The following is an 11462-nucleotide window of genomic DNA, read 5'->3' on the forward strand; positions in this document are numbered from 1 at the left end:
CGATCAGTCGCGCTGCCAGGCGGCCAGTGCGGCGGCCCCCACGATCAGCGCGCCGCCCACTGCCGTGCGCAGGGTCAGTGTGCCGGCGCCCAGGGCCACGGCCGAGGCGCTGGCGAAGAACACCTCGGTGATCATCACCACCGCCGTGGTGTGCGCGGCCAGCCGCGCCGCACCGAACTGCAGTGCCAGGTTCGACACCAGGTACCAGGCCGCCAGCAGTACCAGGCCGATCATCCAGCCCGCGGCCGGGGCGGGAAGCGCCGGCACCCGCCCCGCCTGCCACAGGGCCATGGCCAGCACCCCGCTGACCACGGCGCCACCGATGAACATCGCCAGCGCGCGGGCCGGCTCGCTGCGGTGGGCTTCGCGGCGCAGCATCACGTTGTTCAGTGCGAAACTGAATCCGCCCAGCAGTGCCAGCGCCTCGGGCAGCCCCAGCCTTTCGGTCAGGCTGGCCAGGCGACCGTCGGCCGGCCACAGCACCACCACCGCGCCGGCCAGCGCCATGGCCACGCGCACGGCGGCACGCCAGCCGATGCGCTCGCCCAGCAGCGGCCGTGCCAGCAGCACCGCCCACAGCGGCATCAGGTAGAACAGCAGCACGACGCGGACCACGTCGCCGATGGTCACGCTCCAGTTGAAGCAGGCGTTGGTGGTGCCCGAGGCCAGCACCAGCACCGACAGCGTGGGGGTGCGCAGCACCTCGCCCAGCGCCGCGGGCCGGGCCACCAGCAGCAGGCTCACCACCAGCAGGAAGGTCAGCGCCGTGAGCCACAGCGGGTGCAGGCCCAGGCCTTCCATCTGGCGCAGCGGCCACCACGAGATGCCCCAGGTGAAGGCGTTGAAGACCAGCGCCGCCACCGCCGGCCCGCGGGCCGCCACCGTGGCGCTCAATGCTTGTCCGAGCGGGCGATGGCCAGCAGGCGCTCCACCTCGTCGCGGTGTTCGACCAGGTTGCGCTTGTGCCAGCGGCCGATCAGCGCCATGGTGCCGGCCACCACCAGGCCGAACACCGCGATGGCGATGTAGGCCGACAGGCCGGCCTTGGTCATGCCCGCGTAGAACGCGCCCAGTCCCAGGATGCAGGCCTGCTCGTTGAAGTTCTGCACCGCGATCGAGCGGCCGGCCCCCATGAGGTTGTGGCCGCGGTGCTGCAGCAGCGCGTTCATCGGCACCACTAGGAAGCCGCTGAGCACGCCCAGCAGGATCAGGAACGGGGCGGCCACGTAGACGTTGGTGATGACGTTCAGACCGATCACCAGCATCCCCATCACGATGCCCAGCGGGATGACGCCGACGGCCTTGTCCAGCCGCATCGTCATCGAGGCCATCACCGCGCCCAGTGCCGAGCCGATGACCACCACGCCGGCCAGCTTGGAGGCCTCGGCGGTGCCGTAGCCCAGCGCCGCCGCCGCCCAGGCGAACACGATGACGCGCAGGTTGCCGAACACGCCCCACAGCAGCGTGGTGCTGGCCAGCGAGATCTGGCCCAGCTTGTCGCGCCACAGCCGCGAGTTGCAGGCAGAGAAGTCGCGCAGCAGCACCGACGGGCCGCCGGCCAGCGGTTGCAGTGCGGTCTCGGTGCGCGGGATGAACAGGTTGAAGCCGGCGGCAATGATGTAGACCAGCACCATCCAGGCGATCGAGACCTCGGGCGCGGTGTCGATGCCGGTGTCCATCATCGGCACGTCGATGCCCAGCACCCAGGTGGCCAGCTTGGGGTCGATGAGCAGGCCGCCGAGCAGGATGCCCAGGATGATCGAGGCCACCGTAAGGCCTTCGATCCAGCCATTGGCCTTGACCAGCTGCGACGGTGGCAACAGCTCGGTGAGGATGCCGTACTTGGCTGGCGAATAGGCCGCTGCGCCCAGACCCACCACCGCGTAGGCCAGCAGCGGGTGCGTGCCGAACAGCATCATCAGGCAGCCCACCACCTTGACGGAGTTGCTGAAGAACATGACGCGCCCCTTGGGCACGGCATCGGCGAAGGCCCCGACGAAGGGTGCCAGCACGACGTAGAACAGCGCGAACATCGGTGTCAGCGCCGGCACCTGCCAGGCGGGGGCGTTGGAGGTCTTCAGCAGTTCGATCGCGGCCACCAGCAGCGCGTTGTCGGCCAGCGAGCTGAAGAACTGCGCCGCCATGATGGTGTGGAAGCCTCTTTTCATCGACTGCGTGTCTTCCGCATCCTGCCCGCGTGTGTCCCCGACGTTTTCTTTGGTCCGCCTGAGTCGCAGCGGCCGCGGGTTATAGCATGCCCCGGGTGGCAGAATCCGCCGCCGCCCCCGCGAAGCAAGGCCCGCCGTGCCCCGTCCGATCGATGCCGTGATCCACTCCGATGCGCTGGCCGCCAACCTGGGCCGGGCCCGCGCCGCCGCGCCCGATGCCCGCGTCTGGGCCGTCGTCAAGGCCGATGCCTACGGCCATGGCATCGAGCGTGTCTACGAGGCCCTGCGCGGCGCCGATGGCTTCGCGCTGCTCGACCTGGCCGAGGCCGAGCGCGTGCGCGCCCTGGGCTGGCGCGGGCCGGTGCTGCTGCTCGAAGGCGTGTTCGAGCCGCGCGACCTCGAGCTGTGCTCGCGCCTGGGCCTGTGGCACACGGTGCACTGCGACGCCCAGATCGACTGGCTGGCCGCGCACAAGACCCAGCAGCCGCACCGTGTCTTCCTCAAGATGAACAGCGGCATGAACCGGCTGGGCTTCGCCCCGACGGCCTTCCGCAGCGCCTGGGCGCGGCTGAACGCGCTGCCGCAGGTCGACGAGATCTCGCTGATGACGCACTTCTCCGATGCCGATGGGGAGCGCGGCATCGACCACCAGGCGGCGGTGTTCGAGGCCACCACGGCCGACCTGCCCGGCGAGCGCAGCCTGTCCAACAGCGCCGCGCTGCTGCGCCACCCGGCGCTGCGCAGCGACTGGGTGCGTGCCGGCATCCTCAGCTACGGCAGCGCGCCCGACTTTCCGCTGCACGACATCGCCCACTGGGGGCTGCAGCCGGCGATGACCCTGCGCTCGCGACTCATCGCCACCCAGCAACTCCAGCCGGGCGACACGGTGGGCTACGGCAGCCGCTTCGCGGCGCCGCAGGCCCTGCGCATCGGCATCGTGGCCTGCGGCTATGCCGACGGCTACCCGCGGCTGTGTCCCACCGGCACGCCGGTGCTGGTGGACGGCGTGCGTTGCAGCACCGTGGGCCGGGTGTCGATGGACATGCTGGCGGTCGACCTGACGCCGGTGCCCGGCGCCACGCTCGGCAGCGAGGTCACGCTGTGGGGCCGCGGCCCGGGGGGGGCCGTGCTGCCCATCGACGAGGTGGCGCAGGCGGCCGGCACCATCGGCTACGAGCTGATGTGCGCGCTGGCGCGGCGCGTGCCCGTGAGCGTGGCGCCATGAAAAAGGCCCGGCAGTGCCGGGCCTTTGCACCTCATGGCGTCGGGACGACGCCGGACGATCAGGCCTTGCGGTGGCGGGCGCCGAAGCCGATGCCGACCAGGGCCAGGCCGACCAGCGCCAGCGACCCGGGTTCCGGCACCTGGTTCTGGCGCACGTCGTAGCTGAACCCGAACTGGTCGACAGAGAGATCCCAGCCCACGGCGCCGTTGATGGCCAGGGCCAGCGTTCCGCCAGCCGACACGGCCGCCAGTTCTGCGGCGCTCAGACCAAAGGACACGCCCTTGTTGATCGTGTTCGGAGCGATGCTGAAGCTGGCCAGCGGGTTACCGTTGAAGCTGAAATCCAGGCTCGTCGGATTGCCATCCGAGGCGACGATCTGCATGAAGAACCCGACATTGAACGCGTCGGCCGGCAGGGCGAGCGCGCCGATGGTCCATTCCAGGCCGATGGTGGCGTCACGCGAGTCGGTGTTGGCCACGGTGAGCACGCCGCCGGTGGCGCCGTTGCCGAAGCCGACCAGGGTCGACTGGACCAGGTTGTTCGGCCCCGAAAGGTTGCCGAGCGTCAGCGTCCGCGTGGCATCGCTGTGTGACGACGCGAGGTTGCCGGCGCCGGTGAGCACGACGTCGGGCGAGTTGAAGTCGTCGATCGTGATGACGGCGGCGTTGGCGCTGCCGATCGCGGCCAGTGCGATCGACGCGGCAAGGACGGTGAGTTTTTTCATTGAGACTGCTCCGGAAAGGGGACTGCTTGGGGGACTGAGGGACACCCGGATCGGGCGTCCTGGAGCCTGAAAAGCCAGTTTCATGCCATCGAACCTGAAAGCGAAAAATCCATTTGCTATCAATGGCTTGCAAAGCTCTGCGAAATGCACCCTACACGAAAATGCAAGAACTCCCGACACGATCATAGGTATAGGTATGACCTCTCCATTTGGCCTGTTGGGATGAGGCTGCGGAGCCGCCCGCGAGGCGCCCGCCAGTGGCGCTACAGTGCCCGGGTGAGCACCCGAGCCAAGACCCAGTACACCTGCAGCGCCTGCGGCGGCACCAGCCCGCGCTGGCTGGGCAAATGCCCGCACTGCAGCGAATGGAACACGCTGGAGGAGACGGTGGCCGAGCAGGCCCCGGCCAACCGCCACCGCTACCAGTCGCTGGCGCCGGTGCAGGCGGTGGCCACGCTGTCGGAGATCGAGGCCGCCGACGTCGAGCGCACGCCCACCGGCCAGCCCGAGCTCGACCGCGTGCTCGGCGGCGGCATCGTGCAGGGCGGCGTGGTGCTGATCGGCGGCGACCCGGGCATCGGCAAATCCACGCTGCTGTTGCAGGCGGCCGAGTCGCTGTCGTCGCACATCAAGGTGCTTTACGTCACCGGCGAGGAATCGGGCGCCCAGGTGGCGTTGCGCGCCCGCAGGCTGGGCCTGGCGGGCACGCAGTTGCGCGTGCTGGCCGAGATCCAGCTCGAGAAGATCCAGGCCGCGCTGGCGGCCGAGGCGCCCGACTTCTGCGTCATCGACTCGATCCAGACGGTGTATTCCGACCAGCTCACCAGCGCGCCGGGCTCGGTGGCGCAGGTACGCGAATGCGCGGCGCAGCTCACCCGCACCGCCAAGTCCAGCGGCTGTGCCATCGTGCTGGTGGGCCACGTCACCAAGGAGGGCGCGCTGGCCGGCCCGCGGGTGCTCGAGCACATCGTCGACACGGTGCTGTACTTCGAGGGCGACACGCACAGCAGCTACCGCCTGGTGCGGGCCATCAAGAACCGCTTCGGCGCCGTCAACGAGATCGGCGTGTTCGCGATGACCGAGCGCGGCCTCAAGGGCGTCAGCAACCCCAGCGCGATCTTCCTGTCCACCCACGGTGCGCCGGTGCCGGGCTCGTGCGTGCTGGTCACCCTGGAGGGCACGCGGCCGCTGCTGGTGGAGATCCAGGCGCTGGTCGATTCCGGCGGGCCCAGCCCGCGGCGCCTGAGCGTGGGCCTGGACCGCGACCGCCTGGCCATGCTGTTGGCCGTGCTGCACCGCCATGCCGGCGTCGACAGCCTCGACCAGGACGTGTTCGTCAACGCCGTCGGCGGCGTGCGCATCAGCGAGCCGGCGGCCGACCTGGCGGTGCTGCTGGCCATCCAGAGCAGCCTGCGCGGCAAGGCGCTGCCGCAGGGCTTCCTGGCCTTCGGCGAGGTGGGCCTGGCCGGCGAGGTGCGGCCCGCGCCGCGTGGCCAGGAGCGGCTGAAGGAGGCCGCCAAGCTCGGCTTCAGCGTGGCGCTGGTGCCGCGCGCCAACGCGCCGAAGAAGCCCATCGAGGGCCTGACCGTGCACGCCATCGAGCGCATCGAGGAGGCAGTCGATGTCGTGCGTTCACTCTGAGCCTGCGCGGGCCGACTGCCTGCCGCCGATGCGCGCGGGAGGCTCGCGATGAACGCCAACCTGGGCTGGGGCCTGGCCGTCGTGGCCATTGCCGTGGGCTACAGCGTCTATGGCTGGCCCGGTGTGGCGCTGGCGCTGACGGTGATCGTGTTCTGGCTGCTGCTGCAGTTCAGCCGGGCCATGCGCGTGATGCGCGTCGCCGGCCAGGCGCCGGTCGGGCAGGTCGACAGCGCGGTGATGCTGCACTCGAAGATGCGCACCGGCATGCGCCTGATGGACGTGCTGCCGCTCACACGCAGCCTGGGCGAGAAGGTGTCGGACGACCCCGAGACCTTCGTCTGGCGCGACCCGTCCGGGGCCAGCGTGCGCGTCGAACTGCGCGGCGGCCGTTGCACGGCCTGGTCGCTTCAGCGGCCCGATGCGGGGCCCGACGCGCCGGCTGTGGGCCCCGTGGCCTCGCCGGCCGAATAAAATCCCGGCTTTCACCCCACACGAGGACCCTCTCATGTCGATGTCCGACCGCGACGGCAAGATCTGGATGGACGGCCAACTGGTCGACTGGCGTGATGCAAAGATCCACGTGCTGTCCCACACGCTGCACTACGGCTGCGGCGCTTTCGAAGGCGTGCGCGCCTACAACACGGCGCAGGGCACGGCCATCTTCCGGCTGCGCGAGCACACCGAGCGGCTGTTCAACTCGGCCAAGATCCTGCGCATGAAGATCCCGTTCTCGATCGAGCAGGTCGAGGACGCACAGAAGCAGGTGGTGCGCGAGAACAAGCTCGAGAGCTGCTACCTGCGCCCGCTGGTCTGGATCGGCGACCAGAAACTCGGCGTCAGCCCCAAGGGCAACACCATCCACCTGATGGTCGCCGCCTGGGCCTGGGGCGCCTACCTCGGCGAAGAGGGCCTGCGCCGCGGCATCCGCGTCAAGACCAGCAGCTACACCCGCCACCACGTCAACATCACGATGACGCAGGCCAAGGCGGTGAGCAACTACACCAACTCGATCCTGGCCAACATGGAGGTCACCGACGAGGGCTACGACGAGGCGCTGCTGCTCGACTCGGCCGGTTTCGTCAGCGAAGGCGCCGGCGAGAACATCTTCATCATCAAGAAGGGCGTGGTGTACACGCCCGACCTGTCGGCTGGCGCGCTGAACGGCATCACCCGCGACACCATCTTCAACATCTGCCAGGACCTGGGCTTGAAGCTGGTCGAGAAGCGCATCACCCGCGACGAGGTCTACATCGCCGACGAGGCCTTCTTCACCGGCACCGCGGCCGAGGTGACGCCGATCCGCGAGCTCGACCGCATCCAGCTGGGCGCCGGCGAGCGCGGCCCCATCACCACCCAGATCCAGGCGGCGTTCTTCGACATCGTCAACGGCCGCAATCCCAAGTACGCCGAATGGCTTTCCAAGGTATGACCGACATGACAGACGCAAAGGCCGTGGTCGAGCTGACCGCCAAGGATCTGCAGGGCCCCGGCGTGGTGGCCTGCCCCAACCCGAAGATGGCGCTCTGGAGCGCCCACCCCAAGGTGTTCATCGACGTGGCCGCCACAGGCGAGGGCAAGTGCCCGTACTGCGGCACCGTGTACCGCCTGAAGGCGGGCGAGAAGGTCGGCGCCGGGCACTGACCGGCCGTCGCCACGGCGCCGCCGGTGCGGGGCGCGGGGGCCGGCTGCCTACAATGCGCGCCCATGGCGCGACACCCCGAGTTCATCCTCACCCTGTCCTGCAAGGACACCACCGGCATCGTCTACGCGGTGTCCGGCCTGTTGTTCCAGGCCGGCTGCAACATCATCGACTCGCAGCAGTTCGGCGACGTCGACGGCGACGATGCGACGGGCCTGTTCTTCATGCGCGTGCACTTCGCCGCGCCGCCCCATCTGGCCGCGCCGGGCATGCTGCAGAGCCTGTTCTCGCATGTGAGCGGCCAGTACGGCATGGAGGCACGCTTCCATGCGGTGGCCGAGCGGCCTCGCCTGCTGCTGATGGTCAGCCAGCATGGCCACTGCCTCAACGACCTGCTGTTCCGCTGGAAGAGCGGCCAGCTCGCGGTGGACATCCCGGCCATCGTCTCCAACCACGCCGCCTTCGAGTCGCTGGCGCAGAGCTACGGCATCGCCTTCCACCACCTGCCGTTGCCCACTGGCAGCGACGCCGCCACCAAGCGCGCACAGGAGCGCGAGGTGGAGGCGCTGGTCGACCGCGAGCGCATCGACCTCGTCGTGCTGGCGCGCTACATGCAGATCCTGGGGCCGGATTTCTGCGCTGCGCTGAAGGGCCGGGCCATCAACATCCACCACAGCTTCCTGCCCAGCTTCAAGGGCGCCAAGCCCTACTTCCAGGCCCATGCCCGCGGCGTCAAGCTGATCGGCGCCACCGCGCACTACGTCACCGCCGATCTGGACGAGGGCCCCATCATCGAACAGGACGTGGCGCGGGTCGACCATTCGCTGTCGGCCGAGGAGATGACGGCCGTGGGCCGTGACGTCGAATGCGTGGTGCTGGCCCGCGCCGTGCGCTGGCACGTCGAGCGCCGCGTGCTGATGAACGGCCACAAGACCGTGGTCTTCCGCTGAGCGCCGCATGTCCCGCCCCAAGCCGCAGACCGCCCACCTGATGGCCTCGCCCGACGACGTCGAGGCGCAGTTCTACGACGCGCTGCGCGAAGGTGACATCGACAAGCTCATGTCGCTGTGGGCCGACGACGACGAGATCGTCTGTGTCCACCCTGGCGGTGGGCGCGTGGTCGGGCCACAGGCCATCCGCCACACCTTCGAATCGATGTTCGCCACCGGCCGCATCCCGGCCCATGCCGAGCAGGTGCGCCGGGTGCACACCATGGATGCGGCCGTGCACAGCGTGGTCGAGCGCATCGAGATCGGCACCGCCGACAGCCCGCGCACCGGCTTCGTGCTGGCCACCAACGTCTACCTGCGCGGCGCGCAGGGGTGGCGCATGGTGGCCCACCATGCCAGCCCCGGCGCGGCCGACGAGGGCCCCGAGGTCGTGGCGCCGCACGCATCGATGCTGCACTGACCGGCGCGCCCGGCCCCGCGCCCCCGCAGCGCCCGACGATGCAGCGCTTCTCCGCCCCCTGGTGGCTGCCTGGCGGCCACCTGCAGACCATCTGGCCCGCGCTGTTCTCGCGGCCCCGTGTGGGGCCGCCCCTGCGCTTCGAGCGCGAGCGCTGGACCACGCCCGACGGCGACTTCATCGATGTCGACCATCTGGCGGGGGCGCCGTCCGAGGCGCCCATGCTGGTGCTCTTCCATGGCCTCGAAGGCTCGTCGGCCAGCCACTACGCGCAGGCCTTCGGCCTCTGGGCGCGGCAGGCCGGCTGGCGCTATGCGGTGCCGCACTTCCGCGGCTGCTCGGGCGAGCTGAACCTCGGGCCGCGGGCCTACCACTCGGGCGATTTCGAAGAGATCGGCTGGATCCTCGCGCGGCTGCGTGCGGGTACGCAGGCGCCCCTGCGCGCCATCGGCATCTCGCTGGGCGGCAATGCGCTGCTGCGCTGGGCGGAGGAGGCCGGCGACAGCGCCTCGGCCACCGCCGCCGCGGTGGCGGCCATCAGCTCGCCGATCGACCTGGCCGCCGGCGGCCACGCCATCGGCCGCGGCTTCAACCGGCTGGTCTACACCCGCATGTTCCTGCGCTCGATGAAGCCCAAGGCGCTGGCCAAGCTGGCCCAGCACCCGGGCCTGTTCGACCGCGAGCGGCTGCTGGCCGCGCGCGACCTCTACGAGTTCGACAACGTCTTCACCGCGCCGCTGCACGGCTTCCGCGACACCGACGACTACTGGGCCCGCGCCTCTGCGCAGCCGCAGCTGCACCGCATCCGCATCCCGGCGCTGGTGCTCAATGCGCGCAACGACCCCTTCCTGCCCGGCCACCACCTGCCGCGGCCGCAGCAGGTGGGTCCGCACGTCACGCTGTGGCAGCCGGCGCATGGTGGCCACGTGGGCTTTCCGGCGGGCCGCTTTCCGGGCCATGTGATGACCCTGCCGCAGGCGGTGATGGGCTGGATGCACGCCGCGCTCGCCTGAGGCACCATCGGGCCATGGACGACATCGTCAAGGCGGCGCTGCGCAAGTGGCCCAACGTGCCCCACTGCCACGGCTGGCTCGCGCTCGACGCGCGTGGTGACTGGTACATGCGCGACGAGCGCATCCAGCGTGCCGGCCCCTTCCCCGGGGTCAAGGGCAGCCGCATCGACCACGACAAGCTCAAGGCCTTCATCGAGCGCAACTACGAGGCCGACGAGCAGGGCCGCTGGTACTTCCAGAACGGTCCGCAGCGGGTGTACGTGCAGCTGGAGGCCGCCCCCTGGGTGTGGCGCCTGATGTGGCCCACCGACCAGCCCGCGGTCACCAGCCACACCGGCCGCGCGGCGCGCGTGCATGCCTCCTGGCTGGACGAGGCTGGCCGCCTGTTCCTGGACACCGACATCGGCTTCGGCATCGTCCACAGCCAGGACGTGCTCGACGCCTCTCGCGCGGTGGAGCAAGGCCTGTGGTCGCCGCGCGCGCTGGTGTTCGCCGACGCGCCGGCGCGCTTCGGCTATGCGCTGGATCCGCAACCCAACGAGCCGGTGCGGGCATGAAAAAGCCGGCCCGCGGGCCGGCTGGTGGGTCAGGCGGCCCGCAGGCCCCGCATCACTTGGTGGCGCTGGCCGCAGGGGCGGCGGCGCTGGCCGCGTCGGCGGCCGGAGCGGCGGCAGCGCCGCTGGCGGCCGCGGCCGGTGCCTTGGGCTCCTCGAGCTTGCCGCCCGACTGGTTGGCCATGTAGACCACCGCGCGGCCGATCTCGACCTCGCCGAAATCGCCGCCGCCCTGCGCCCCCATCGCGCCCTTGCCCTTCAGCGCCGAGGTCAGCAGGGCCTCGTAGCCGGTCTTGATGCGCGGGGCCCAGGCGGCTTCATCGCCCACCTTCGGCGCACCGGCGACGCCGGCGGCATGGCACGCCGAGCACTGGGCCTGGAACACCTGCTCGCCGGTCTTGAGCGCGCCGCCCGAGGCCGTGCGGATGACGATGCTGCCGATCGGCTGGATGCGCCGGGCCACCGCCTCGGCCGACATGCCCTCGCTGCCGGCGCCGGTCTTGGGGCCGAAGTTGACGAAGTTGGTCAGCAGGATGATCGCGACGATCGGCACCACGAACGACGCCACCACCGCGGCGATCAACTGCTTCGGGGTCTTGATCGGCCCCTCGTGCACTTCATGGTCTGCGTCGTGGGAAGGCTGGGCGTCGCTCATGAAATCCTCGTTCTTGTGTCGCGCCGATCGTCGACCGGCACCTGGGCTTGTGCTGGGCTTGCCGCAGGCCTTGCTCCGTGGCCTGCGGGGGGAACCGACCCGGGGCGTGATCCGCCGCCCCGAGCAAAGCGCGCGATTATAGCGAGGGGCTTCGTCCGCCACCCCATGCACTAGAATCCGCAGCTTGCCGAGTGCGGCGACCGTGGTGAAGTGGATATCATGCGGCCCTCCGAAGGCCACGTCGCAGGTTCGATTCCTGCCGGTCGCACCAGCCCCTCGCCTTCCGGCGTCCTGTCAAAAACACCCCTGACCTCCATCGCGTGAGGGCGTCGCCAGACGCAGGGTGATGCCGAGCCGCCTTCTTTTTGGCCTTCACGATTCGCTGCAGCTTCGGCGCGTTGGTGTGCGAGCTTGCGCGCCACCGAATCCGTCGCGG

13 protein-coding genes and 1 tRNA gene are annotated in these 11462 nt (G+C 70.1%); 10 read left to right on the plus strand and 4 right to left on the minus strand.

The features are described from left to right. Window positions 1-3 precede the first annotated feature (3 nt). Window positions 4-894, minus strand: coding sequence for a DMT family transporter (locus tag EOINJALH_RS24710; RefSeq protein WP_088285184.1), 891 nt, complete (start codon window positions 892-894; stop codon window positions 4-6). After that, window positions 891-2168 carry a lysophospholipid transporter LplT gene (gene lplT / locus EOINJALH_RS24715; protein ID WP_088285186.1) on the minus strand — a complete coding sequence of 426 codons (1278 nt, stop codon included), beginning with the start codon at window positions 2166-2168 and terminating at the stop codon, window positions 891-893. Before lplT ends, EOINJALH_RS24710 begins: the two co-directional genes overlap by 4 nt. Window positions 2169-2304: 136 nt before the next feature. Between lplT and alr the strand changes: the two genes are divergently transcribed. Continuing rightward, window positions 2305-3393: an alanine racemase gene (gene alr / locus EOINJALH_RS24720; RefSeq protein ID WP_088285188.1), complete on the plus strand. Its 1089-nt coding sequence runs from the start codon at window positions 2305-2307 to the stop codon at window positions 3391-3393. A 58-nt stretch (window positions 3394-3451) separates the two neighbouring features. Here the strand turns inward: alr and EOINJALH_RS24725 are convergent, their stop codons facing one another. Beyond that, entirely contained in the window at window positions 3452-4201 is a 750-nt protein-coding gene (locus EOINJALH_RS24725; RefSeq protein ID WP_158219886.1) for a PEP-CTERM sorting domain-containing protein, read from the minus strand. Window positions 4202-4393: 192 nt separating this feature from the next. Between EOINJALH_RS24725 and radA the strand changes: the two genes are divergently transcribed. From radA to EOINJALH_RS24765, 8 genes are all read left to right on the plus strand, one after another. Further along, window positions 4394-5758 carry a DNA repair protein RadA gene (gene radA, locus EOINJALH_RS24730; protein WP_234414023.1) on the plus strand — a complete coding sequence of 455 codons (1365 nt, stop codon included), beginning with the start codon at window positions 4394-4396 and terminating at the stop codon, window positions 5756-5758. 48 nt (window positions 5759-5806) lie between these two features. Then, a complete protein-coding gene (locus tag EOINJALH_RS24735; RefSeq protein ID WP_088285194.1) occupies window positions 5807-6229 on the plus strand; it encodes a hypothetical protein in 423 nt (140 codons plus the stop codon). A 34-nt stretch (window positions 6230-6263) separates the two neighbouring features. After that, on the plus strand, window positions 6264-7187 hold the full coding sequence (locus tag EOINJALH_RS24740) for a branched-chain amino acid transaminase (protein ID WP_088285196.1): 924 nt from the start codon (window positions 6264-6266) through the stop codon (window positions 7185-7187). Window positions 7188-7192: 5 nt separating this feature from the next. Continuing rightward, a complete protein-coding gene (locus tag EOINJALH_RS24745) occupies window positions 7193-7399 on the plus strand; it encodes a zinc-finger domain-containing protein (protein WP_088285278.1) in 207 nt (68 codons plus the stop codon). A gap of 63 nt (window positions 7400-7462) precedes the next feature. Then, window positions 7463-8347 (plus strand): formyltetrahydrofolate deformylase, encoded by an 885-nt coding sequence (purU, locus tag EOINJALH_RS24750; protein ID WP_088285198.1) that lies wholly within the window; start codon window positions 7463-7465, stop codon window positions 8345-8347. A 7-nt stretch (window positions 8348-8354) separates the two neighbouring features. Further along, a complete protein-coding gene (locus tag EOINJALH_RS24755; RefSeq protein ID WP_088285200.1) occupies window positions 8355-8807 on the plus strand; it encodes a nuclear transport factor 2 family protein in 453 nt (150 codons plus the stop codon). Window positions 8808-8845: 38 nt separating this feature from the next. Then, a complete protein-coding gene (locus EOINJALH_RS24760; RefSeq protein ID WP_088285202.1) occupies window positions 8846-9817 on the plus strand; it encodes a YheT family hydrolase in 972 nt (323 codons plus the stop codon). A 14-nt stretch (window positions 9818-9831) separates the two neighbouring features. After that, window positions 9832-10374: a DUF2946 family protein gene (locus EOINJALH_RS24765; protein WP_088285204.1), complete on the plus strand. Its 543-nt coding sequence runs from the start codon at window positions 9832-9834 to the stop codon at window positions 10372-10374. Window positions 10375-10426: 52 nt separating this feature from the next. On the opposite strand, the gene EOINJALH_RS24770 is transcribed toward EOINJALH_RS24765, so the two are convergent. After that, window positions 10427-11026 (minus strand): cytochrome c5 family protein, encoded by a 600-nt coding sequence (locus tag EOINJALH_RS24770; protein WP_088285206.1) that lies wholly within the window; start codon window positions 11024-11026, stop codon window positions 10427-10429. A gap of 196 nt (window positions 11027-11222) precedes the next feature. On the opposite strand from EOINJALH_RS24770, the gene EOINJALH_RS24775 reads away from it, so the two are divergent. Further along, window positions 11223-11297: transfer RNA gene (locus EOINJALH_RS24775), tRNA-Arg, on the plus strand. Window positions 11298-11462: the final 165 nt, after the last annotated feature.

It is taken from the genome of Ideonella sp. A 288, from assembly GCF_002198735.1.
Classification (GTDB): domain Bacteria; phylum Pseudomonadota; class Gammaproteobacteria; order Burkholderiales; family Burkholderiaceae_C; genus Pseudaquabacterium.

Excerpts from the sequence above, each read along its gene's own strand:
- lplT (WP_088285186.1), bottom strand. The coding sequence starts at position 2,168 with ATGAAAAGAGGCTTCCACACCATCATGGCGGCGCAGTTCTTCAGCTCG.
- EOINJALH_RS24725 (WP_158219886.1), bottom strand. The coding sequence starts at position 4,201 with ATGAAACTGGCTTTTCAGGCTCCAGGACGCCCGATCCGGGTGTCCCTC.
- EOINJALH_RS24735 (WP_088285194.1), top strand. The coding sequence starts at position 5,807 with ATGAACGCCAACCTGGGCTGGGGCCTGGCCGTCGTGGCCATTGCCGTG.
- EOINJALH_RS24740 (WP_088285196.1), top strand. The coding sequence starts at position 6,264 with ATGTCGATGTCCGACCGCGACGGCAAGATCTGGATGGACGGCCAACTG.
- EOINJALH_RS24745 (WP_088285278.1), top strand. The coding sequence starts at position 7,193 with ATGACAGACGCAAAGGCCGTGGTCGAGCTGACCGCCAAGGATCTGCAG.
- purU (WP_088285198.1), top strand. The coding sequence starts at position 7,463 with ATGGCGCGACACCCCGAGTTCATCCTCACCCTGTCCTGCAAGGACACC.
- EOINJALH_RS24755 (WP_088285200.1), top strand. The coding sequence starts at position 8,355 with ATGTCCCGCCCCAAGCCGCAGACCGCCCACCTGATGGCCTCGCCCGAC.
- EOINJALH_RS24760 (WP_088285202.1), top strand. The coding sequence starts at position 8,846 with ATGCAGCGCTTCTCCGCCCCCTGGTGGCTGCCTGGCGGCCACCTGCAG.
- EOINJALH_RS24765 (WP_088285204.1), top strand. The coding sequence starts at position 9,832 with ATGGACGACATCGTCAAGGCGGCGCTGCGCAAGTGGCCCAACGTGCCC.
- EOINJALH_RS24770 (WP_088285206.1), bottom strand. The coding sequence starts at position 11,026 with ATGAGCGACGCCCAGCCTTCCCACGACGCAGACCATGAAGTGCACGAG.